General features: G+C 51.4%; 25 protein-coding genes. 5 read left to right on the top strand and 20 right to left on the bottom strand.

Annotated elements, in window-relative coordinates; all coding sequences use genetic code 11:
* Positions 1 to 189 precede the first annotated feature (189 nt).
* Positions 190 to 720, top strand: a complete 531-nt coding sequence (locus tag WA302_RS00550; RefSeq protein ID WP_049295107.1) for a hypothetical protein — start codon at positions 190 to 192, stop codon at positions 718 to 720.
* Between the two features lie 50 nt (positions 721 to 770).
* Here WA302_RS00550 and WA302_RS00545 read toward each other — a convergent pair whose 3' ends face one another.
* The 7 genes from WA302_RS00545 to WA302_RS00515 all read right to left on the bottom strand — a co-directional run bounded on the left by WA302_RS00545 (position 771) and on the right by WA302_RS00515 (position 5,396).
* A complete protein-coding gene (locus tag WA302_RS00545; protein WP_015376761.1) occupies positions 771 to 989 on the bottom strand; it encodes a TM2 domain-containing protein in 219 nt (72 codons plus the stop codon).
* A gap of 366 nt (positions 990 to 1,355) precedes the next feature.
* On the bottom strand, positions 1,356 to 1,613 hold the full coding sequence (locus WA302_RS00540) for a hypothetical protein (protein ID WP_336062283.1): 258 nt from the start codon (positions 1,611 to 1,613) through the stop codon (positions 1,356 to 1,358).
* Positions 1,610 to 1,987, bottom strand: coding sequence for a hypothetical protein (locus tag WA302_RS00535; RefSeq protein ID WP_336062282.1), 378 nt, complete (start codon positions 1,985 to 1,987; stop codon positions 1,610 to 1,612). The genes WA302_RS00540 and WA302_RS00535 overlap by 4 nt, the downstream gene beginning before the upstream one ends.
* Complete coding sequence (locus tag WA302_RS00530) at positions 1,972 to 2,487, bottom strand: lysozyme (RefSeq protein ID WP_336062281.1); 516 nt, start codon at positions 2,485 to 2,487, stop codon at positions 1,972 to 1,974. The genes WA302_RS00535 and WA302_RS00530 overlap by 16 nt, the downstream gene beginning before the upstream one ends.
* Positions 2,484 to 2,789: a hypothetical protein gene (locus WA302_RS00525; RefSeq protein ID WP_336062280.1), complete on the bottom strand. Its 306-nt coding sequence runs from the start codon at positions 2,787 to 2,789 to the stop codon at positions 2,484 to 2,486. Before WA302_RS00525 ends, WA302_RS00530 begins: the two co-directional genes overlap by 4 nt.
* A gap of 24 nt (positions 2,790 to 2,813) precedes the next feature.
* Complete coding sequence (locus WA302_RS00520) at positions 2,814 to 3,113, bottom strand: hypothetical protein (protein WP_336062279.1); 300 nt, start codon at positions 3,111 to 3,113, stop codon at positions 2,814 to 2,816.
* A gap of 9 nt (positions 3,114 to 3,122) precedes the next feature.
* Positions 3,123 to 5,396, bottom strand: a complete 2,274-nt coding sequence (locus WA302_RS00515) for a hypothetical protein (RefSeq protein ID WP_336062278.1) — start codon at positions 5,394 to 5,396, stop codon at positions 3,123 to 3,125.
* Between the two features lie 188 nt (positions 5,397 to 5,584).
* Between WA302_RS00515 and WA302_RS00510 the strand changes: the two genes are divergently transcribed.
* The 4 genes from WA302_RS00510 (at position 5,585) to WA302_RS00495 (ending at position 8,379) form a co-directional block, all read left to right on the top strand.
* Positions 5,585 to 5,833 (top strand): hypothetical protein, encoded by a 249-nt coding sequence (locus WA302_RS00510; protein WP_336062277.1) that lies wholly within the window; start codon positions 5,585 to 5,587, stop codon positions 5,831 to 5,833.
* A 363-nt stretch (positions 5,834 to 6,196) separates the two neighbouring features.
* A complete protein-coding gene (locus tag WA302_RS00505; RefSeq protein WP_336062276.1) occupies positions 6,197 to 6,898 on the top strand; it encodes a Rha family transcriptional regulator in 702 nt (233 codons plus the stop codon).
* A 404-nt stretch (positions 6,899 to 7,302) separates the two neighbouring features.
* Positions 7,303 to 7,524, top strand: coding sequence for a hypothetical protein (locus WA302_RS00500; protein ID WP_061796923.1), 222 nt, complete (start codon positions 7,303 to 7,305; stop codon positions 7,522 to 7,524).
* A 3-nt stretch (positions 7,525 to 7,527) separates the two neighbouring features.
* Positions 7,528 to 8,379 carry a hypothetical protein gene (locus WA302_RS00495; RefSeq protein ID WP_336062275.1) on the top strand — a complete coding sequence of 284 codons (852 nt, stop codon included), beginning with the start codon at positions 7,528 to 7,530 and terminating at the stop codon, positions 8,377 to 8,379.
* A gap of 20 nt (positions 8,380 to 8,399) precedes the next feature.
* Here WA302_RS00495 and WA302_RS00490 read toward each other — a convergent pair whose 3' ends face one another.
* The 13 genes from WA302_RS00490 to WA302_RS00430 are packed head-to-tail and all read right to left on the bottom strand — an operon-like array spanning position 8,400 to position 21,414.
* Positions 8,400 to 8,624, bottom strand: a complete 225-nt coding sequence (locus tag WA302_RS00490) for a hypothetical protein (RefSeq protein ID WP_336062274.1) — start codon at positions 8,622 to 8,624, stop codon at positions 8,400 to 8,402.
* A gap of 43 nt (positions 8,625 to 8,667) precedes the next feature.
* Positions 8,668 to 9,273, bottom strand: a complete 606-nt coding sequence (locus tag WA302_RS00485; RefSeq protein WP_336062273.1) for a hypothetical protein — start codon at positions 9,271 to 9,273, stop codon at positions 8,668 to 8,670.
* A 21-nt stretch (positions 9,274 to 9,294) separates the two neighbouring features.
* The gene (locus WA302_RS00480; RefSeq protein WP_336062272.1) at positions 9,295 to 9,669 is read right to left on the bottom strand and encodes a hypothetical protein; all 375 of its coding nucleotides are present in this window, start codon (positions 9,667 to 9,669) and stop codon (positions 9,295 to 9,297) included.
* A gap of 17 nt (positions 9,670 to 9,686) precedes the next feature.
* A complete protein-coding gene (locus tag WA302_RS00475) occupies positions 9,687 to 12,161 on the bottom strand; it encodes a hypothetical protein (RefSeq protein ID WP_336062271.1) in 2,475 nt (824 codons plus the stop codon).
* A gap of 4 nt (positions 12,162 to 12,165) precedes the next feature.
* Entirely contained in the window at positions 12,166 to 13,635 is a 1,470-nt protein-coding gene (locus tag WA302_RS00470; protein WP_336062270.1) for a hypothetical protein, read from the bottom strand.
* Positions 13,632 to 16,151, bottom strand: a complete 2,520-nt coding sequence (locus WA302_RS00465) for a hypothetical protein (protein WP_336062269.1) — start codon at positions 16,149 to 16,151, stop codon at positions 13,632 to 13,634. The genes WA302_RS00470 and WA302_RS00465 overlap by 4 nt, the downstream gene beginning before the upstream one ends.
* Before the next feature lie 6 nt (positions 16,152 to 16,157).
* Positions 16,158 to 16,724 (bottom strand): hypothetical protein, encoded by a 567-nt coding sequence (locus WA302_RS00460; protein WP_336062268.1) that lies wholly within the window; start codon positions 16,722 to 16,724, stop codon positions 16,158 to 16,160.
* Positions 16,709 to 17,191 (bottom strand): hypothetical protein, encoded by a 483-nt coding sequence (locus WA302_RS00455; protein ID WP_336062267.1) that lies wholly within the window; start codon positions 17,189 to 17,191, stop codon positions 16,709 to 16,711. Before WA302_RS00455 ends, WA302_RS00460 begins: the two co-directional genes overlap by 16 nt.
* Positions 17,191 to 19,692, bottom strand: coding sequence for a hypothetical protein (locus WA302_RS00450; protein WP_336062266.1), 2,502 nt, complete (start codon positions 19,690 to 19,692; stop codon positions 17,191 to 17,193). Before WA302_RS00450 ends, WA302_RS00455 begins: the two co-directional genes overlap by 1 nt.
* The gene (locus tag WA302_RS00445; protein ID WP_336062265.1) at positions 19,692 to 20,300 is read right to left on the bottom strand and encodes a hypothetical protein; all 609 of its coding nucleotides are present in this window, start codon (positions 20,298 to 20,300) and stop codon (positions 19,692 to 19,694) included. The genes WA302_RS00450 and WA302_RS00445 overlap by 1 nt, the downstream gene beginning before the upstream one ends.
* A complete protein-coding gene (gene gp10, locus WA302_RS00440; protein ID WP_336062264.1) occupies positions 20,300 to 20,623 on the bottom strand; it encodes a capsid staple protein in 324 nt (107 codons plus the stop codon). The genes WA302_RS00445 and gp10 overlap by 1 nt, the downstream gene beginning before the upstream one ends.
* A 39-nt stretch (positions 20,624 to 20,662) precedes the next feature.
* Entirely contained in the window at positions 20,663 to 20,956 is a 294-nt protein-coding gene (locus WA302_RS00435; RefSeq protein ID WP_336062263.1) for a hypothetical protein, read from the bottom strand.
* Positions 20,957 to 20,967: 11 nt separating this feature from the next.
* Positions 20,968 to 21,414, bottom strand: coding sequence for a Bbp16 family capsid cement protein (locus WA302_RS00430; protein WP_197666671.1), 447 nt, complete (start codon positions 21,412 to 21,414; stop codon positions 20,968 to 20,970).
* Positions 21,415 to 21,430 lie beyond the last annotated feature (16 nt).

Here is a 21,430-nt window from a genome sequence, read left to right as displayed (position 1 = left end):
ATAGACTAAAAAAATAGAAAGGCTCCCAATATAATTAAACAAACCTCGCATACCGCGTGGGTGAAACACTATTAATTATAAAAATTCCGAGGATATTTTATCTCCACGGAACAGGTCACTTTGCATTTTATCTGGCCAATAGGCTACACACCGCAATTAATATCATTATTAGCATTCCGGAGACCGACAATGAAAATCGTTACGGGCATTATCCTTACCTCTGTGGCCGCCTTCAGCGGCGCGGCTTACGCGGCCGATGCGCAGCCTACCACAGGCAGCGCGGAAGTGACGCTGGAACACGTGCACGCCGTGATGGAAAACGGCAGCCCGGCGCCACAGCACGACGCCGCCTGTCAAAAAGAACTTTCCATGCCGGTATCGAAATATATCGGCATGAAGGTTAAAACCGATTACAGCATCAACAGCAGCACCATGATGATGTCGGCCAAATCGATGTTCCCATCGCCAAATGACAAACAGCCGATGGAACTGACGGTCGATCTCTCCGCGCTGGGCCTGGCGGATGTGTATGCCTTCGGCGCCTTTAAACCGGCCGCGTTGCCGCAGGCCTATATTTATTTCACCATCGACAAAGATTTTAAAAATCCGGTCAGCACCTTTATGGTCATCAACCAAGGCAAGCAATATAACTGCGTGATCTCCAGCTCGAATAAAATGATGAGTGAAGAGATGCGCGGCAAGATGATGAAGAAACAGTAGCGGAATGAAAAACGGCGCTTCCCGCAACAGGAAGCGCCGTCAGCAAAGCCTTAAATCAGACCAGGATTGTATTTCTGGTTGAACTTCTCTTCCGATTGGAACAGATAAATAATGCCTTCGATAAAGCCGACAATCGCCGGGATCCCCGTCCAGCAGAACAGCAGGTAGAACAGCCCCCACCATTTCATCCCTAAGTAAAACTTGTGAATGCCCAGCCCACCCAGGAAGATGGCCAGCAGGGCCGCCGCGAGCTTGTCTTTTCTGCTCATAGTGCACTTCTCCTTACTTCTCACCGAACCACCGGCATGTCCAAAAAACGGATGCCGCTCCACAGAGCGCCGCATCGCAATGCTTGAGGAGAAAACATTCACCCATCAAGGCTCAACAGGGGTAATTATAACAGCGGATGATTAAACGGTTGTTTAACCGACGAAAAGGTAAGCAAAGGGAATCTGAAGGAGAGATGGTGCCGATAATAGGAGTCGAACCTACGACCTTCGCATTACGAATTCTAAGCACCAACCATAACCAACTGTTTTATATAGCCATCACCGCATTCACAATCACTTAGTTGATGGCACATCATGCATGTTGATGAATCATGCAAATGTATACGTGACACAAAGATGGCACAGTCATTTGCATGCCTCATTCGCAGCCAGTAATTCACGCTCATAACCGATACGCTGATGGCGCTCAGCACGCAGTGCTCGCATCTGGACGTCGATAGTAGCACCGATAGGCAACTGGTCAACTGCGAACGCCGGGCGCGCAACGTCTGCCGTTTTGCATGGCACGGCCACCGGCACTTTCACTTCGACATATGACGGAGACGACGGCGCGCTCGAGCACCCACCTATCATCAATAAGATCGCTGGCATTAACTTTTTCATTGGGCACGCTCCCGGCGCAGCTCTGCGTCAAACGCAGCAGACGCCGCCGCGCACGCTTCGCCGGTGGTTCGCTCTGCCATAACGGAATTTGCCTTCCCATAGTCGCCACGGGCCTGCTCGCGGGCTTTTTCCTGATTAGCCTTGGCCTTGGCCTCTCTCTCGGCTTGTTCACGCTGCAATGCCGTTATGCCAGCGTTCTGGCTGTCGATTGTCGCCGCCTGCTGCCTGCCGGTATCGCGGCATTGCGTCAGCGCATCGTTGAGCCGGTCAATCGTTGGTTGGTAGTGTCGGCCAGCCATCCAGGCACCAGCGCCGACAACGGACGCCAGCGCCAGTAGGATCACCACGATGGTGGCTATCATTTTGCCAGGCATAAAGCACGCTCCTTGCCAGCTCTTGTCACCAATCCAGGTAAAACTTTGCCAGCGGCATAAACCCAGCGCGGAAACTGTTCACATGCCTCGTCTATTTTTCCCTGGCGAGACAACCTGAACAGCGTAGATTTCTGAGCGGCGCCGCAGCCGACACGAAACGTCAGGCTAACAGCCGCGTCAAATGCCCCCTGCCGAAGCTTGTCACCTGCCGCATTGCGGATAACGCACTTCTCAGCCGCCAGGATGTTCTTTTTCCAGTCCGCAGCGATCTGTTGATCAGTTTTTCGCACACCAGGTTTAACGCCGTGCGTATTGCCAACGCCATCGGTCCATACATCTGCCGGGCATTTGTACGGATCCCTGCGGCAGCCCTCAGCGTTACCAATCAGCTCAAGACCAGCCGTACTGGTTTTAACTTCGCCACTCGATAGCACCAGGCCTATGATGACCATGACAGAACAGACCGCGCCGGCGGCGCCCGTCTTTTTTAAGTTGCTCATGCTTCTGCCTCAACTTTCTCAACCTGGTGGCCAATGACATCGATCGCTGCTGCCTGAGAAGATACCGGTTTAGACTTCTGCGAATCTATCCATTCAGCATAAAGGCGAGTGCGTTCCTGCTCAGCTGCAATAGCGGCCTTGTTTTTTCTATCGTTAGATCGATAAGTCAGGTACGTGAAAATTGCAGTCACAAATGCGCCGCCCGCAAAGGCGACATCTTGAAGCGTGAGAGTGCTTAGCAATCCAGTAATCGCACCCCAAAAATATGACCACCACCCGCTATTTCCTGTTCCCATTTTCATGCTCCACCTCCGCGCGCGGCGGCATTAATTATGGTTTCCCAATGAGTCCAGGTATAATGAATACGCTCCCTCTGCTTGCAATAATGGATTTCCACTCAAAGTAACAATGCACTCAAAGTTCGCAAAATATTCAGCATCATCATCAGGAATAACTATTTTTACCCTAACGCTTGCCATGAAATAATTAGGGTCATTTTCAATTGCATTAAAAAAATTCATCGCATCAGCCGTAAATGTAACTACGACATTATCACCACGAATTACTGCCATACTGCTTGTTAACTGCCTTACTCTATCGGCTTCGATTGTTTTATTAAAAGACATGTTCTCTCCTTAGCTGGTTACTACTTGTTCAGTGGCTACCGGATACCATACGGATAATGTTTTGGATAAATCACTACGCAGCCAAGCGCTTCCGCGATATGCACCGATATGAACAGTGCCGTTAGCTCGTGGCTGCGTGGTTCCAGTCACCGTAAGGGATCCAATGTATCGAGTAGCTGACGCGTCAGAACTGGGAAGATCAATGCAACGAGTTGTATTATCAGGTCTTGGATTAAGAAGCACTCTGCCAAGGATTGGTGAAATGTTATTAGCAGTAATTACAGATGTACCAAACGCATTATGCATTTCAAGATTGGAAATTTTTGCAGCCCCACCAATGTAGATAGTATTTATTGCGCTTGGGCTGGTTGCATTAACAGACACATTAATGTTATTAATCGTGCATGCTCCCAATATTTTAATGCTAAACCCACCTGCTGAAGTTGGCAGGTTTAAATTGGTTATTGAAATATTCCCTACGTACAAATCAGACATGGAGATATAAACGCTATCATTTTTAGCCACGCCATTTGCATAAATCCCATCAACCTTGCAACGGGTGCACACCCCAGAAGCAACGAATGCTTGGCAATATGAATTAAGGTCAGAAACATTACCCAGGTTAACCTGCCCAATTCGACAGTTAACGGAACCATTGTGCAAATGGACTCCACCATATACAAAATCAGCGTTCACATCTCCTATTGAACAGTTAGTTCCACCGATATAAATTGCCGGATCATAACGGTCAACGGCAGCAAATGACGTATCAGCTGGTCGGCCGATGTGGAGGACGCCACCAACATGGTTTTCTGTGCCGTTGACTGTAATTGCACCAGCGCCATAGTAGCGACACGAAACACCATTAACGACATTTCCACCAGCATTCTGTCCATCTTGTGCGAAGGATATTGCGCTGCCCTGTTGTGGTCCAGGCTCCAAGGTATCTTTAGGAATTACGCCTGCATACTCAGCATAAATATCGGCATAATAGCTAAAGTCACTTTTGATAATTAAAGTGTCGCCGGCAGTCCACCCAGCGGTAAGACCGAACACCCTATTCAATTCGCCTTCTGACCTGAGCGCGGCGTTACGCATGTTATCTGCATAGAACGCCTGCACTGTCGTATGACCCATGATTGATGCGCCCGTTGTGAAGCCAATAGTTTTACAACGGACAAGGTTGCCATGGCTGATATAAAAACCATCAGTACCGTTTACGCTCGCATAGATATCCCTTGTTGTTACCGGCCCCTGCAGCGTCAACTCAAGGTAATGCTTACGAATTGTCGTTTTCTGAATGCTGCCATCTGCCAATCGCTGGGCAAAAACGGTAGTTCGCAAATTTGGGGCTGTGATAATTGCCCCATTGCCGAAAAGGCTCTGCTGACCAGAATCCATCCACGGCCACACCAACTGTGCGGTAATACGATAGTTTGCCGTGCTAGAGCAGTAGACATTCTTGCCGGTAGATAAAGCCGCAGTGAACGCTGCTGTATCATCAATAACGCCATTCCCAGCCGCGCCGAATTCTTCAGGGGTAACATAGGGAACCCGGCGATCGAACAGATCAAGATATTCGCCTACCGTCTTATCCTTCCAGCCGACCAGGTTGGCCCCTGTGGAAGATGCCAAGCGGATGGCAAGATCCGCTGTATCAGTCATTGAGAAGATAGGAACCGGCTGGCCAAGGTCATTGAAACCGAGTAGGGATTTATTGCGCTCAGCCACCGGGCGCAGCATGTTTACAGATGACTCTGGAACCCGTAGCGTTCGCTTGTAATAGCCATCGTTTACACTATCGACGTAGCTCTTTGTTGCAGCATCCTGATCATTAATGGGGTTGCCAAGATTAGCGATACGATTGCCTTTAGCATCGTAATACTTTGCCAGCCAGTTAGGTTTACGCAGCGCAAGGCCAAGGCCACCAATCGCCTGCTGGATCAGCATGGTCAGCTTGTCCCATGCGTCCTCATGCACTTCAGGGAAGAAGTTACCCTGGTTACGAACGTCGGTTTCCTGGGTGACAGGCAGCTCTCGCTCGATGCTGATCCGCCAGTTATTGGCCAGCGCGCTGGCAAGCTTAACCTTGCCTCCGTTACGACTGCCGGCGCCGGTAACTGTGTAATCGGTATTTAGCACCAGTGTGCGGATGTTTTCTGTTGTGTCCGCGACAGTAACAACAAGCTCATCCGCAGAAAACACACGGAAGCGATAGTCAAAATCTGTCGTCACCCCGTTGCCGGTGTATTCCTCTCGGCTTACCTCTGTTGATACGGTCATCTCTCTAATCCCATTTGCTCACATAAAGACCATTCTAGCGTCTGTCAATCCATACATGAATTTAATTATGTGGTATATTTAATTTTGTTACCTTATTGGTAATTAGTGTTGCGCATATTGCTAAACTAATCATTTTTATATATGGTTATTTATACAGTAGTTACAAGCTGAGCGAGGTGCATTACGCAATGAAGAAGTACAGCTACCCGGCCAGCAGGATGCTGGAGAAAAGCGTTAACACGCGCGAAGGGATCGCGGGATTAGCTAAGGCTTCACTACTGGAAACGCTGCTGAAGGAACTCGATGAGGACGGTTCAGAGATCGGCGGTGCTATGCTGGAACTGAATGCTTTAGTGAACTATGTCACACAAAATGAAAAAATGAAGGAAAAAATCAAAACACATTCGCAATTTATTACTCACCAGTTGGAACAATAATTACCATCGTCAATACCTCGCCGGGCCTAGCCCGGCTGCTGCTCAGGTAATCTTTTCTCAATCCCGCTCGCAAAATAGTTACCAAATTGGTACATTTACTTTCTCGCAAACCTGCGCCACAGTGATAGCGCATCAGCAAAATCTGATGCCGGGATTGGTCTCCCGCTTGAGAGAGTCGCGCAATAGCCGCGAAAGCGGTTTTTTTATGCGTTCAATTCAGCTACACCCCTATCAATGGTGGGCTGTGTGGGGGAGCCGAAAGGCTCACCGGTTGATTCTCCCCGGCAAGACCAACCCTGCACAGCTCACCACCAGCCTGATTGGTCTCAGAGGTGGTGATAATCCAAACTAAGGAGAATCACTATGGCACATCCGATCATGTCCTCATATCCAGAAGTATTCGTGCGCACTGGCAAAGCAATCACCACATCCCAAAGTGTGGCAAACTTTTTCTGCAGAGAGCACAAGAACGTGTTGCAGAAGATCGAGACGCTTGACTGCTCAGAACAATTTGCATCAGCTAACTTTTCAGCCCATGTTCAAGAAGTAACCATCGGGAATGGCGCCGTGCGTAAATCCAAGGTTTACGATATGACCAAGAACGGCTTCGTCTTCCTGGTGATGGGCTTCACCGGCAAGAAAGCGGCGCAGTTCAAGGAAGCGTATATCGCGGAGTTCGACCGGATGGAGAGCGAGTTAGCCAGCCAGCGCTATGGCCACAACACGCTTGGCGATCTTACCGGCACCGCCAATCTGTCTGCCCTGGTCGACAAGCTGCAGCAGATCATTCATGAAGGCGAGTTTATCCCCGCGGGCAAGCGACCGAACTACAGCCTGCCGGCGAACAGGAAGCATGAAGCGACAATCATCCGCGACTTCCTGAGTAAGGACGACAGCAGCACCCTGCTCACTTTGCTGGAATGGCTGCGCGCCGATGGCTTCGATGTGTCAGCAGCCGATCGGGAACTGGACATTATCCGCTGCTACGTCGGCGGCATGCGCCGCGCTCTGGGTGACATCCAGACCCACGCCCGCTACATAGATCATCAGATTGGGAAGATGTGAGCAGTACAGGATTCAAGCAGTCTTTGCCACCAACGGTGGAAAAGGAGTCAAGATGAAAAAATAACCATCCAACCACGCGACAGGTCGGTTTCATGCCCTCCCCGCGGGGAAGATAACGCAAGTAGCGATCAGGTTATGAAAGCACTTAGTCACGGACTTCGACGCTATAAGAAGGCCATGAGCGATCTGGCTAAGATGTAAAAAACGGGGCGCAAGCCCCGTTGTCATCGTTTGATGATTATGATTTAAAACGAAAATTTTCACATTGAAAAATCCAATACAAAAACCGAAAAATTTTCAGTTCTGTTTTGCTTCTAAAAACTATGTTCAAATTTGATAAAAAAGTGGGAGAAGTTGTATACTGACCGTGCTGATTACCAGTTTGGTAATCGAAAGGAGGGTGTATGAAATGGTTCTGGGGTGACTTAAGAGACAAGACAAAGCGTTATGGTCAGGCGAAAGCTTCGTCCAGAAATGATGAGCGCCAAGTCGCTCAGATGCGCATTGTTGGTCGCGGAGCTGCCTACATACCATCCGAGGAGATCGCACAACTTCCGGAAGTGAAAGAAATGCAGCGAATGGCTGCAATGATAGTCAACAGTAAGGCTGCTACCGTTAGGAAGTGACGATTGATTGCTCTGCTATTAATTCCAATTTTAGTCAGCGGTTATATAATTGTAACCGCTGATTTATTTCATTATTACAAACTGCATAGATATGATGGTCAGCTTCTTTATTTAAAGGTTGCCAGCTTTGGTGCCTTTTGCGTTATAGGGGCAGCGGCATCAGCAGCAGTAATAAAGTTTTTCTTCCCCGACTTCCACCTAATTACAGACGTTTCAGGAAGCTTTCAGGTAACAAAAAAGAAAGATACAGATAGAATATATGCATGGCTAATTATGTTGTCTGTTGGGGCTATTGCAATATCTCTCGCATGGGTTTCTTTAGTTTTCATAAAAAATCTATTCAGAGGGTTTATGTATGAAAAGGAATGTCATTACAGCATAATGCATGCAATGAAACTACGGGTTCTGAGGAAGACTGTTAACCATGGAACCTTCGATGCCATGCTTCTTGACGCAATGGAAGAAACCCCTAAGAGGCCGGTGCTGATAAGCTTATCCTCTAGGAAGGTTTATGTCGGAATCGTTAACGGTCTTGATGAGCCAACTGAAAGTGAAAAGCCTAATCAATACATATCGCTTTTCCCGATCATGTCTGGTTACAGAGATAGCTCAACGTTATCAATAGAGTTCACAAACAACTACCCTAGTGAATTTAAAACCCGGTCTGCACCATCAACAAGGACGATGAAGAAAAAGCAGATTAATGATATGGATTTGATTATTTCATCTGAGGAAGTATCAAGCATATCTTGGTTTGATTTCCCTCTGTTCATGGAAACGAATGGATCGGCGGTCAAAAAGCCAGAGAAGCAAATCAGACTTGGTTTGCCAAAATACAAAAAAGAAGCCCCATGAGGGGCTTGGTGGGTGGTGTGCTATTCAGATATGCAAACGAAATCCGATGAGGTGGAGTCTTTTAGGTCAGCATACAATTGTCGAGATAAAGATATTGACTCTTCTTTGGTTATCCCAATCCAGTCTAACCTACCAGCAAGAAGATCTGATGCAGCACTAAGCTTTGCTTTATACTCAGCAGAACGCCGAATCGCCTGTCGGCTGGGCCTTTCCCTGCCTTTTTTTGCATTGGCTTTCTGTGTCATGGGGGCACTCCTTATTGCGACAAGCCATAATTGGATTGATGATTTATCCTTGCTGAATGTGTTTTACTATTCCTGACGCATCCCATGAAGTGATAATGTTTTTATATCTAAACACATCTTCATCATATGAACACGACTCATCAGAGATAGCACTATTCTCAATTAATTTCCTTTCAATAAAAACATTTGCAGCGTCAATCATCGTGGTAACTTTATTGCTTTCATGTAGGCTAAGATAAAATCTTTTCCCAATATCGCCACCAATCTTATCAGCCCCATCAGCAAGAATAAAAAGAATTATACGCATTGCCATAAGCCTACAATGCATTGATTCCTTGATGAATTTAAACTGCACATCACCAACAGAACGCTCAAAATCTCTTAACTGCCCTTTAGAAATACGTTCAATTTTTGTAAAGTCATCAAGGAATCTATCAAAAATAGCCATACAGTCATTCGCTGATGCAGCAAATGGTGAAATCATTATCTGAGATACAAGCATGGATTCATGGCTGTTTTTTCCAGCAAGTTCACTTGTTGCTAGTTCAGCTGCGCATAGCAATGCCTGAGCCCTATCCTTGCACTCCAATGCACAGAACTCATCTACAGTTTTTGATGTCACTTTTTTTACAACTGCACCTTCGATCATATTACTAAGAAATCCCATACGTCACCTATTGCATGAATTTTTATTAGTTAGCAGACCTATTATCACATCACCATTCTCTTTATAGAATGTCATGTTGATAGTATAAAGGCCATCTAGAAGAGATTTTATAGCCTTGTTATTGCAAGTCATTGTGTTTATTGAGCTGTTTTTATCAGACAAAAACCTCCATATCTCGGCATCGTCATTAGACGAGAGCTTAATATCGTAGAATAAACCATATCCTGGCTCATTTGGTTTTTCTTGCAACCCCATGTATCCACTACCAAATGAGTCGCTTGTGTATGGTTTGATTTCTGCCTTTGTTATCTTGTAATTAATTTCAGCCAACGAAAAATTAGATAAAAATAATATAATCAACATCAGATACTTAAACATTAGAAAATCCTTATATATTATCTTGGAAGCCTATCTTGAGGCCGCCACCAGTACGTTTGGTTGAACTCTTTCTGGGAGCGCTTCTCCATCCTGCGCAAATATCCGGGAGAGAAATACTCCTGCATCTGGTTGAATATCATATGATCAAGCGCGGCTTTTGTGTACCACAGGTTTTGACCGGGGATCAGTCCCTTCACGAATTTAACCGTATCCCCGCCAGTCTGTTCCGGCTTTCCTTCGACAGCATTTAACGGAACGCCCTGCGCCAGCTTGATCGCATCATCAACCAACCCAGCTACCGGGCCGAGCATTGAGGCGAGCGCACCTGACCCATAACGCGTATGGTCTGACAAAAGGAAATCCCCATACAACCCTAAGCCACCGCCTTTTAGGAGGGCGTTTAGCCAGAATTGCGGCGCCTTTTCTCCGAAGGCTTCGCGAGGATTTCTCCCAGAGATCAGATCGCTAATCTGTTGCGACATAGCGCCAAGTATTGTTGTGCTGGCCAAGAACGTCGCGAGGTATGCGGCTCGGCCGCCAGCTGATGGCATTCCCATGGCGCGCGACCAGTGTCGCATCATCACAGAGATCGGGAAGGATTTGAAAAGGAACAGGCTGCGCCAAAGCTCTCCCGAAACAGTACCTCGTTGCATGCCGGCCCCGGCGATCATCCGCTCGCGCGCGCCAGGCGAGATCACCGCCATATCGACTTCTTCGGATACGGTGGCAAGCAGCTTGCGCATTGCCTCGAACTTCACGCGTTCAGGGTTGCCAAATGCTTCAAGTTTTTCGTTAGGAATACGCATGATACTTTCCGGGGTGAGCATCGTTGTGTTACCGTTCCCCCAATCTTCTTGCTCCGCCAGTCGCCAGATACTCCAGTCACGATCGGTAATTCCTTTGCTTTTGATAATTCTGCTATCTTCGGCAGCGATCTTTCCAAGACTGACATGCTGGCGCACCAGGTTACCCACGCCGCCCATCATGGTGACCCCGTACGCCCGTTTATGGGCATCTGACCAGGCTGACAATCCACTGGCACGCATTACAGCGTTGGCTGTCCAGCGAGACGCAGACGGCCCCATGTTGTCGGTCGCCCAGCGGTTCACACTGCCGATCAACGTTTCCATCGACAAACCAGCGCCACGCGCTAGTCTCAGCTCTTCTTTGTTAGCCGGGTTCATTGCTGCCAGTTGGTTACGCAACAGCTGCGCCATGGGCAGATTGTTCACTTTGGCGGTAAGGTACATAGTGCCGTTATCCGAAAGTGAAGAGATCAGCGCCGAGCCGAGCCGAGTTGCAACAAGCCAGTTTCTGACATTATCCGACCAGCGCGCGATATGTGGGTTAGCGACGGGTTGCGTTTTCCCGGCAACAAAGTTGTAAAGGCTCTCGGTACTGTTGCGCAGACGATTAACACGCCCTGACCGCTGCGGGTTTGCCTTTGCTGTTTCGCTGGTCAGCTGATCCAGGAGCGAACGGAATACATGATCGGGGTTAGGGCCGTAGGTTTCCACCAGCGCGATGTCTTTGCTGATGCCATCGATGTGATTCACCAAAATGTCCCACATCGATTTTTCGCCAAAGCGCTGCTGGTATTCGAGGTAGTTCTCAGCATCACGAAAATGAATCTGCCGTTCCGCACTACCTCGATTCGCCCGCGCGCCTGAAATGCGCAGCCCACTGTCGCCCAGCTTGTTCATACCACCAGTAGCGATCGTTTTGTAGGCCTCACCCAGGAACGCGGCAAGCTCCGCATCACTCATCATCTCGCCGTTTTCTTTCACATACTTATTTCGGTCAAGCTTCCCAATAACAAAGCTAACCCATTCATCCTGTGACGCCTTTCCTACCTTCTCCATGGAATGATGTTGCGGCAGCCCCCAATCTTCCAGGAAGCCTATATCGCCGCCGGCATCGTTGAAACGCTGGCGCAGCAGCTCAGCAATGCGGCGCCATGCTTCGGCACCTCTTTTCGCACGCTGATTTCCAGTTTCCTGCCCTCGCATCTCGTAGACCAGATCGCGCACGCCTTGATTATCTTCGAACAGTTGGAAGAATCGCGGATCGATAGCCTCGAAAAGCTCCTCGAGCTGGCTAAGAGCATAATCGCGGGTTGCCTTGGTTCTCGATTCAACAGATAGGAAATTAGCCTTGCCGTCTGCGTGAAAAGCGATGGTGCGGTTTAGAGCCTCAAGCTTTCCATCCTTTCCCTGATAGCTGTTGATGTAGTTATCGAGGCGCTGGCGCGCAGCAATGGTTAAAGCAACACGTCGCTTCTTCATCGCTGCCTCTCGCTGCAATTCTTCAGCAGCCATCTGCCCGGCGCGCTGCATGCGTTCCGCTTCGCTGAGATTACGCCATGATGCTGGATCGTTACGCGCGAGGTTGCGCATATTTTTCACGATGCGATCTTCAATCCCTTTTATTTCTGCGGCGGTAAGTGGTCGCTGTGATGCGGCGGTGATCGCCTGAATGCACTCGTCTCTCATGAAATTATCTCCTCAGGAAGCAGCTCACGGCCACATCAAATAAATTTGCATCATGTTGGGCATTGACCACATCGCGATCGGCCTCAGCCATCAGATCGGCAGCCCTTACCACTGTCGTGCTGTCATCTGGGTTTACGACATGAACCTGCAGATCTGGGTTGTCGGAAATGGCGCGCTGTGCCTCCAGTGTATCGGCCTCCGCTGCGCGGGAATCATCCCCTCGTATGGCGCGCTCCGCGCCCGCAATTTCATCTTGCTGGATCTGATCTCGCGTTCTGGGTTTCGGTGTGGCGAGGTAATTGGCGCCGGCCACATCGTCGAAACGAGCCGCGTCAGCATCGCGAATTACGACATCAGGTAATCCCATCGCCTTACGCACCTCTTGCGATGCCAGATTGACGCGCGGTCGGCGCTGAATAAACTCGGCGCCATCCATCAATGAACCAACGTCTACCGGGTGGCCAGCAAGCGCATCAGTCATGGCTTTATCCATGGCGCGGGAATGCGCATTGCGTGATAGGACGCTTACAGGAACGCCAGGCGATGCCGTAACCTCATAGTTGAGGTGAGAGCTTGAAGTAAGCGCCGCGTCGATCTCTGCCGGCTCTGCGCTACGCACCGCCACGCTTTCGCCCCGGCTATTAATAAATCGACCGAGACCGCCGAAAGCTATGCCGAGCACAGCATCTACCGCCAACGCCTGGTTATCGAAAACATCGTACTGGCGTGCCATATCCTCATAGCCACCGCGTCGGAGGATCTCCGCTGATAAACCGCGCTGTGCCATGCCCATGGCGACGTTGGTGCCAGCTGAATAAAGCAGATCCGGCGCAGCCCGAGCAACAGCACCGGCAACTGCGCCCGCTGCCGTGCCACCGGTAGTAAGAGCAGCGCCAACGCCTTCAGCTACTGCACCACCAGCACGAAGACCGAGAGACATAGGAAGCACGGCTCCAAGCGCCGCAGTACCACCAGTAACCAGCGCTTTTTCTACAGCGGTTCCATAATCCACGCCATCAGCGCGAGACTTCTCGTAATCGGAAAAACCCTGCAAGCCGCCAACTGTTGCCGCGGCTCCGGGCAACCCACCCAACAAAGTGCCAGCCGCCGCCTGCCCGCCCACCTCAGCCAGAGAGAAAAGCACCTGACCGGCGGTGCCGGTGGTTCCGGCATCAGGAGTTAACGCTCGCACCTGCTGTTCCGCCAGCTTTCGCTGATTCTTGATGAAGCTTTCAGAGGTGTCGTTTACCCCGAACGCATCATTAACAGCCCGCGAGATCGGCGACACAACGGCATCCACGCCAGACCAAGCAACTTGATCGGCCTGTGTAACCCCGGCGTAAATCCCCTTGAAAGGGGCAGTGAATGCGCCATCAAAAAAATCAGCATCAGAGCTGGCGGATCCGATCGGGTTTTCTGCTGCCGTTGCCAGCTCCCTGTTTTGCTGCGCTTGGTTGAATCCGAAATAACTCACTGCGGTATCCCTCCGTTTCCGAGGCGAACGCGCTCAGCGTTGATGTGGAGCACAACCGGATTACCATCCTTTCCGAGCAAGTAGCCAGCTCCAAGTTTTATCAGGTATTGGCTGTCGCCAAAGCTCTGCAGACCATACTGGCCAGGTGGTGCTTTTATGCCAGCATCGACAATCTGAGATTTCCATGCGGTGTTTACAGCAGAATCAAATTGCCCCTCTGACATTCCCCATGGCAGTAAAACCTCACCCTGACCGTTGTAATCGTATACGCCACCAGTGGCTACGTTTACCGCCTGCGTCCATGCGTCACGGTCATACTCGCCAGAAATATCGCCTTTCTTTGCCATCAACCCGGCGTAGTAGTCCTTGGCAACCTCATAGGCCTGTGCGGCGCCGGCCGCATCTCCGGCAAAGGCATTACCGACTGCATCAACGAAATCAGGACGCAGATCGGAATCCTTCGGTATCTCAATGCCTTTAGTTCTATTCTCAACCCCGTTCACTTTTGAGGCGATTCCAGCCCGTGCATTAGCTCCTTCGATGATTGTTTTTGCCGCATCATCGGGGTTTACCATAGAGTCTGAGATCCATCCGGATTTACCGATCACATTGCCGCTTTTACCCATGATAGCGCCAGCGACAGCAGCGGATGGGGCATAGCTACTTATCTGCTGCATTGCAGCTGAGTACTGAGCACCAGTACCCAACCCTTGGCGCATTGCATCCAGGTATGATACTGACTGCGAAGCCGGGGCTGTACGCAACATTTCACCGAGTTGTGCAGCCTCTTGCTTCGAGAACATCGTGAGTGGAGTTTGGTACTTGCGAGACACATCAACAGCCGAAGATGCACGCTTTACCAGATCTGCCTGTAGCGCCGCAGGGTTGCCAATATTGATTGGATCTACCTGACTTAATGATGTTGCATATTGAATCGGATCAGCGGAGCGTGCGGCATTAACAGTGTCTACTGCCTGTCTCAAAATTCGCTGGCGTTTCGTGGCAGCATCAAAACCATCGCCTGGTGATGGCTCTCGCATGTCCAACAACGCCTGTTGCGCAGAAGGTGATAACTGCTGAACTGCCGCTATGTCTGATCCAAGCTGCTGCGTATCCCTGAATTGTTCATACGCAATAGGTCCGTTCTTTTCTCCATATGCCGTTATAAACTCACCAAAACTTGGTGCATTTGGCGCATCCTTGCCCATAAGGTAGGCTGCTTCAGCATCCTTTACTCTACCCTCTAAACCAACCCTGAATTCAGCTCGCTGCTTTTCGACAACTTGCATGGAATATCGATTGGCTTTCATCTGTGATTGCGGACTGGCGGCATCATAGATAGTGTTGCCGGTATATCGCTTTTGCGACTCCAGCGCAGAAAGGCCAAGCGCGGCACTGACGCCGGCGCCGATCTGCTCATCTGGGATTTTTGCACCAGTTTCCTGCCTGGAAATTCCAGCACACAGAGCCGCCAAGGTTCGAGGGTTACTGACATCAATCTGGTCATCCGCCCCTACGCCAAGTGCATCGCATAATGCTTTGATATAGTTATCATTGTGTTTATTCCCATCAGATGGTGGCGCCCAACGGTTCACGATCTCTGCCACTGTGTTATAACCCTGCCTCTGGTATGAAAGGAGGTTCTTACCCAGCGCGCGAATCCCATGTTCAGGTGTTTCAAACTTGGCAAATCGCCCATCGCTTCCTATCTGCCCTTCCCATGGGTTTTTATCACTGGCCTCTATGTTTCCAGGGTTGTTATTGCGCAGCCCGCGCGCCGCAGACGAATTACCATGAGCAGAGAAGCGAGACACGCCGCCAAGGTCTGAAGGTTCTCCATTGCGAGAAATAAAGCTCTGAGGATCGTTCGCTATCCAGTCGTCAATCGCAGATGCGGCCATGCTCTCTTTTATTCTTACTTTCTCAGATATCCGCCATTCATCTGGCATTCCATAGGTATCTGCATAAAGGTCAGTCGCATCGAAACGAGATTTAGCCAGGCCACCGAAGGCAGCATCATCTCCCCACATACCTCGGGACTGGCTAATTGCAAGCTCGTTCCCAGATGAATAAGCCTGCCGCTCAAACTGCTGCTTCTGCCCAACTTCATACTGTCGAGCGCGATTGCCATAACTACGCCCAAGCGGTTGGATCTGCTGGTCAAATGCCTGACGCATGTATTCAGGAATTGAGTCGCGCAGCTCCGTGGCTTTAGCGGAAATTTGTCCGGCGAATGCCTCACCTTGGCCAATGGCATTTTTACCCTGCAGGGTTATCAGGCCGTTCTGCGGGTTGTTGTAGAGGTCATCGGCATACACGGAAAACTGGTTGAGCTTGTCCTGCATGTCGGCAAGATCCTGCTTTTGCTTCTCTTGCCCAATAGCCTGAAGGTAGTTTCCACCAACCTGTGCCAAAGCTTCGCCTGCGCCAGTCTGCGGTACGCGAATATCAACCTGATTAACCGGCGCCGCTTGTGATTGCGATTGGCGCTGATATACCGGTACTGTAGGCATCATTCCCCCTTAAAACGTGAATGCGTTAGAGCCGTAGCGACTGCTGCGGGCATTGCTAAACATGTTGTTGCTGGAACCACTACCGGCTTTGGAAGCTGGCTTATCCAGCGCGCCAGAAGATTTATAAGCGCCATATGCGCTAAGCGACGAATTTAGGATTGTCGTTGCCGCGCCAAGGTTTGCCGCGTTGCGGTCTATCTGCCCCTGAGCACGACTAACACCGGCCTGGAAGTTAAGTCCAGCCGCCTGGCGTTCTGCGTTATTGATCGTGGTTAGTGCATCCAGTTGGCCGCCGGCCGCCGTATCGCCAAAGATGTTCAGCGCGCTGCCGCTGGTCATGTCGGTTCCGCCGGCACCGAAGGCCGCCGCTTGTTGGCCCTGTAACCGCCGAGTTTGCTGGCGCTGCTGTGCGGCGTTGGCGTTACCGGTATTTATGGCGTCCTTGGCGGCGATCTCTTGTGCGTCAGCATTGGCATTAGCTATTTTTGCCTGCGCCCTTCCCTGCTGAACTTGGCCGTATGCACTGACAGCAGCGACAGCCATCATTGCAATTGGTACAGCTAATGGTCCGCACATATATCACCTCGTCTCATTTCAAATCTGTGGAATGGAAGCCCGGCACGTCCAACGGGCTGGGCTTCATGAATGGTGAACCCCAGCCAGTGCAGCCAGCATTTAGCCGCGGTGTTGCGCGTGTCGACGTAGTTTTCCAGCTCCGGATAGTGCTGCAGGAAAAGACGCAGAACTGGCCGGCACCGGCGGAGGAAAGTGGCCTGGTATTGTTCAAGCAGGTCAGACCCCACAAGCCACGGAACACCGGAGCCGGTAATCATTGACCGCGGCGCCACACCGAAGATGGTCACCACCTCGCCATTGATCAGCCCAGCGAAAGCAAATGCAGAAGTGCGCAGCGCAAGTTCAAGAACCTGAGCCGGGGTCTTTCCGCTCATCGCATCGAACTCATCGGCGTCAGCCTGGCGAACGTGCGGCAGGAGCGCCGCAACGTGTTCAAGAGTGGCTTCAACAACTTCAACCTTGCGCACTAAATTCCTCCTACGGTTACGCGCGGGATAACTGCGAGAATGGTCATCGGCAGCGGGTCGTTCTGTTCCACAATTAGCCGGCCGTTCTTGCTCCAGTTGGCATCCAATTGTAATTCAATGGTTCCCGTCTTCGGTTCGACCGGGTCATCATAAAATTCGTCATAGCGCTGGGCGTATTCGTACATCTCGCCGCCTGGAGTGCCGGCAAACACACCACGCGACTCATTCACAAGCAACGATGCGGCCGTGAATAGTTTCTTCTTATCGAGAAGTGTTTCGTTGCCGTTCAGGTTAACGTCCAGCGTTTCAATGACCGCGGCGATCGGCAGTCCTGCATGCACTACGGCGCCAGCCTTCTCCAGCGTAATGGCGCCAGCATTGACAACCTTCTGCGGCTCAACGTTGGCATCTGACAAAATGCTCACGGCCTGGCCTTCGAGGTGATCAAGTCCTGCGAATGTAGAGCGCGCCATGCTCCAGTCACTGACTGGCACACCGCGGAACTGCGCCGGCACATTTCGGTTACTGGTAACGGCTGCCTGGTTTCCACTTGCGACCGAACGGATCAGCAACTTCAGCACCTTGCTCACATCATCCTCGACATACGGCATGTGGATTTCACTGCCAATATCACCTGTCGTGAAGTAACTGGCGCCGGCCACCGTCAGTGTCATCTCTTCGTCGTATGGCCAGTCACCTGTGCCACCGGTAAGCGTCATGGTTTTGCTTGCGTCACGGTTCCTGCCGTCATACGTCAGGCCACAATCAACGAAAAAGGCATCATCCATCACATCGTATAGGCGGCTCTGCATACGCTCGATATAGCGTCGCTGCTGGCCATTGATAGAGCGTTCAACCACGCAATAGAGCGCATCTTCGTTTCCTTCGGCGATGCTGCACACTGATTCATAGTTGCCGGCTCCTGGGTGTAAGTGCCATGCAGCTACCTGCTGATCACGCAGGTAGGTTAATCCCAACAGAGCGCCGTCATTGCGTGTACACCAAACGATCGACATAGGCGTGATGGAGAACGCCCAATCGGTAATCTGGTATCCGATAAAGAAGTGGTTAGCGAGGATGGTCAGGTCAGAGCCCTGGAAGCCGTCGACGTCGAACGAGTAGGCCAGGTCGCGCACAGCGCCGCCCTTCTGCTGGATGAATAGCGCGACGTTGCTGATCGCAATAGGCTGCACGTGGCTGGCGCCATTCTGCCCCTGACTGGAAAACTGGAATGCCGACGGGGTTAGCGTACCTTGCTGGTTCCCGTTAACCTTGTATTCGCCACCGCTGGTTAGCGCTACGAGCGAGCCTACGTCGATAAGATGACGGATTTGGTTGAGCTGGCGCCCGGCGTAGGTATAGGTGATCGCATCATCATCAACGGTCGGGTTTGATGTGCCGAAGTCCTTGTAGTCACCGCTGCGGCTGGTCCATACTGTTTGCGGCTGACTGCGTGATCCGGCAAACATCAAGCGCTGCTGGAAGTACACGACGGTGCCAGGGTAGCCGGCGTCACCATTCCAGGCATAATGCGCCCACTTGTATGTTGCTGACTCGGCGCCCACCACCTGGCCGGGTAGCTCAATCTCTCCATCCTTGCGGATCACCACTTCGGCAGTGGCGGTCATCCCGTCTCCGCTTACGGCCGTAATGCGGCAAATACCTCGGCCGGAATGCAAATAACGCCATTTGACGCCATAGGCATCAGAACCGGCTACAGCCCAGCCATCCCAACTATCACCAGTTGTATGAGTTGGCGCCACCGGGCCAGTATGCCCTCGCTCGCCGGCATCAACGCAACGATAATAGTTCTCCTGGTATCGGCAGATATTCCCAACGCTAACTTGCTCACCGGTAACCCAACGCCCGACCGTGTCGACGTTCTTCTGCTCCATGTAGAATAACTTGCCAACATGCCAGCTTTTGAAGATCGATGAACTGGCTGTAAGGTCTACCGTTCCGCTTGTCGCGCTGGCGTAGACAGTGATCGACTCGTCAATGTTCACGTTAGCAAATGGACCGCTGACAGTGGACACCTCTGCAGTGCGCCAGTCATCGTGCGCATAGCGTTGGATTTCCATAGGTGGGTAATTCGGATGGCAAACTGTCATCACGTCTGCGCTCTGCGTGTATTTCAGCAGGTCGATATCTGCAGCGGCCCACGGCGTTGTTACGTCGACAGGCTGGCCGACACTGGCGCCGGATGAGTAGACAACCTGTGCACCATCCATAAACACGCGGAAGTAATGATCGCCGACCTCGAGCACATAGGTCTGCTCCGTGTTGAACTGGAACGGGATCAGGCGACATTTGCGATCGGGGAACTTTGCCGGCGCCACATAGCGCGTTCCCGGGCGGTTCTCAACGCCGCCATATTGGCGGACGATGAAATTCCTGCAACGGCGCAGTGACGTCTGGTATTTCTCCAGGTCAACACGGCCGTAAAGGCTTGGCGATACTTCGCCACCAGCAAAGGACGGTTGAATGAGGCTGGTTGTCATTATGATGCCCTCGCGTCGGAAACCTCAGACCACGGCGCCGGCGGCTCCTGGGTTTCATTCATGCTCAGCGTTGACGCAGATGAAATGGTGAGTTGGTATTTCTGCTCGGCACGATTACCAAGACTGGCATCGCCAGTGATCTGCATGTTGATTTCGGCGGCCAGGCGCCAGCTAAGTGCGTCGCGGAACTCTGCGTCAAACATGTTGGGGTCGGTGACGCGCGTCACGTAGCGCAGCCATGCTTTCGGCAGGTCAGTCAATATCAAACGGCCAGTGCCATCCTCATCAGAACCGACCTCATACGGCACGCGCCGTTCTGGCGTAATAAAGCGCTCACCGTCTGGAGAGACGATCGCAACAATGCGCAGGCAGTCCACCGGGTAGCGGTAACTGTATTGCCAATCAGGCTGTTCGATATCCAGATCGGCGAGCGCCACGCGCTTTGTGGCGAACCTCCAAGGGAAATCAGCCAGCACCGCGTCGCGGCAGTCGTCATAAAACAGCGAGCAAACCGCAGCTTCTTTGCTCTTTTCCGTCAGGCTGGCAATCACTCGGCTGTTGCCAAGCCGACCAAGCGCCACGTTGCAGATCTGGATAACAGATGCCATCACTCGCCTCCCGCATCGCCATAAAGTGTGTCAGCAGCAGAACGCTGCGGCGCGGCCGCCGGCTCGATGCCAATATCGGTGAACTGCAGATCAACACTGCTTTCCGCTTTATCACCTTCTGTGCGGGTGGAAACAGACAGCACTTTAGCCAGGCCGCCAATTGTCAGTGATTCGCCAACCTTTGGCAGTGGGATCCCCAGCTTTTCCAATGTGTCATTGTTCAGCGTGAAGCGAAGCCCCCACGGATATTCGTCGCGAGTCTCCGGCTTTCCGCCTTCGCTTTCGTAGGTGTCTGTGCCGATCTTGAGGTTTACGGTTTTCATGCGAGGACTCCAGGAAAGAAAGGGGCCGAAGCCCCTTTGTTAGTTGATGCCTAACTCTTTGCGCTTGGCTTCAATTTCTTCTGACAATTTGGCGATCCCCGCTTTGTGGTGCGGCTTGGTGCCAAAGATTTCTTCATACTGCTGCTGCAGCGCGGCCAGCTTCGCGCTGTCGTCGCTGTCGCCGCCGACCTCTTCCAGCAGATTGCCTTCGCCATCGATCAGCTGCAGGTTGTCGCCAGCCTTGCCGCCGTATTCGATTGTGTCGCCCTCTTCCAGTAGATGCCCGTTGATGAATGACTTCCGTGTGACGCGGTACATTTTCAGTTGTGACATGTCACGCCCCGTTAAACAGTGATGTTGAAGGCGCTTGCATAGCTGCGTTGTGCATCAGCATCCAGCAGCAGGCCAGCAGTGAAAGTACCGGCGGTCAACGGGCCCGTAGCCACGGTGTAGTTGACGCGCAGATAACGCTGCACACCATGTGGAACAGTGGCCACATAGCGATAACCAACCTTCAGGTCAGCAACTGCGATTGCACCGGTCTGCAGCAACGTGGTTGCACTGGCGAAATCGCTGGTCTTGGAGGTTTGCAGACTGATCGTTACAGTAGCGGAACCGCCAGCTGCGGCAGTGGAAGCCACTTGGGCGAGGAACTCAACCGGGTAGCCAGGACCGATATCGCGTACATCATTGCCGGCATACAGCGGCCCGAGGTCGATAACGTCAGTAGAAGGTGCGGTTGCCGTAACAGCCTGCGCCTGCGAGAACATATTCAGATAGTCGAGGATCATTTTGTCTCTCCATCAG

The organism is Serratia sp. 201 (genome assembly GCF_037027545.1).
GTDB classification, from domain to species: domain Bacteria; phylum Pseudomonadota; class Gammaproteobacteria; order Enterobacterales; family Enterobacteriaceae; genus Serratia; species Serratia bockelmannii.
Note: the sequence above shows the minus strand (reverse complement) of the source record. Positions and strands in the feature narration are given on the sequence as shown.

What these genes read in the sequence shown, in the direction of transcription:
- WA302_RS00550 (WP_049295107.1), top strand. Translation starts at nt 190, where the DNA reads ATGAAAATCGTTACGGGCATTATCCTTACCTCTGTGGCCGCCTTCAGC.
- WA302_RS00545 (WP_015376761.1), bottom strand. Translation starts at nt 989, where the DNA reads ATGAGCAGAAAAGACAAGCTCGCGGCGGCCCTGCTGGCCATCTTCCTG.
- WA302_RS00540 (WP_336062283.1), bottom strand. Translation starts at nt 1,613, where the DNA reads ATGAAAAAGTTAATGCCAGCGATCTTATTGATGATAGGTGGGTGCTCG.
- WA302_RS00535 (WP_336062282.1), bottom strand. Translation starts at nt 1,987, where the DNA reads ATGCCTGGCAAAATGATAGCCACCATCGTGGTGATCCTACTGGCGCTG.
- WA302_RS00530 (WP_336062281.1), bottom strand. Translation starts at nt 2,487, where the DNA reads ATGAGCAACTTAAAAAAGACGGGCGCCGCCGGCGCGGTCTGTTCTGTC.
- WA302_RS00525 (WP_336062280.1), bottom strand. Translation starts at nt 2,789, where the DNA reads ATGAAAATGGGAACAGGAAATAGCGGGTGGTGGTCATATTTTTGGGGT.
- WA302_RS00520 (WP_336062279.1), bottom strand. Translation starts at nt 3,113, where the DNA reads ATGTCTTTTAATAAAACAATCGAAGCCGATAGAGTAAGGCAGTTAACA.
- WA302_RS00515 (WP_336062278.1), bottom strand. Translation starts at nt 5,396, where the DNA reads ATGACCGTATCAACAGAGGTAAGCCGAGAGGAATACACCGGCAACGGG.
- WA302_RS00510 (WP_336062277.1), top strand. Translation starts at nt 5,585, where the DNA reads ATGAAGAAGTACAGCTACCCGGCCAGCAGGATGCTGGAGAAAAGCGTT.
- WA302_RS00505 (WP_336062276.1), top strand. Translation starts at nt 6,197, where the DNA reads ATGGCACATCCGATCATGTCCTCATATCCAGAAGTATTCGTGCGCACT.
- WA302_RS00500 (WP_061796923.1), top strand. Translation starts at nt 7,303, where the DNA reads ATGAAATGGTTCTGGGGTGACTTAAGAGACAAGACAAAGCGTTATGGT.
- WA302_RS00490 (WP_336062274.1), bottom strand. Translation starts at nt 8,624, where the DNA reads ATGACACAGAAAGCCAATGCAAAAAAAGGCAGGGAAAGGCCCAGCCGA.
- WA302_RS00485 (WP_336062273.1), bottom strand. Translation starts at nt 9,273, where the DNA reads ATGATCGAAGGTGCAGTTGTAAAAAAAGTGACATCAAAAACTGTAGAT.
- WA302_RS00480 (WP_336062272.1), bottom strand. Translation starts at nt 9,669, where the DNA reads ATGTTTAAGTATCTGATGTTGATTATATTATTTTTATCTAATTTTTCG.
- WA302_RS00475 (WP_336062271.1), bottom strand. Translation starts at nt 12,161, where the DNA reads ATGAGAGACGAGTGCATTCAGGCGATCACCGCCGCATCACAGCGACCA.
- WA302_RS00465 (WP_336062269.1), bottom strand. Translation starts at nt 16,151, where the DNA reads ATGATGCCTACAGTACCGGTATATCAGCGCCAATCGCAATCACAAGCG.
- WA302_RS00460 (WP_336062268.1), bottom strand. Translation starts at nt 16,724, where the DNA reads ATGTGCGGACCATTAGCTGTACCAATTGCAATGATGGCTGTCGCTGCT.
- WA302_RS00450 (WP_336062266.1), bottom strand. Translation starts at nt 19,692, where the DNA reads ATGACAACCAGCCTCATTCAACCGTCCTTTGCTGGTGGCGAAGTATCG.
- WA302_RS00445 (WP_336062265.1), bottom strand. Translation starts at nt 20,300, where the DNA reads ATGGCATCTGTTATCCAGATCTGCAACGTGGCGCTTGGTCGGCTTGGC.
- gp10 (WP_336062264.1), bottom strand. Translation starts at nt 20,623, where the DNA reads ATGAAAACCGTAAACCTCAAGATCGGCACAGACACCTACGAAAGCGAA.
- WA302_RS00435 (WP_336062263.1), bottom strand. Translation starts at nt 20,956, where the DNA reads ATGTCACAACTGAAAATGTACCGCGTCACACGGAAGTCATTCATCAAC.
- WA302_RS00430 (WP_197666671.1), bottom strand. Translation starts at nt 21,414, where the DNA reads ATGATCCTCGACTATCTGAATATGTTCTCGCAGGCGCAGGCTGTTACG.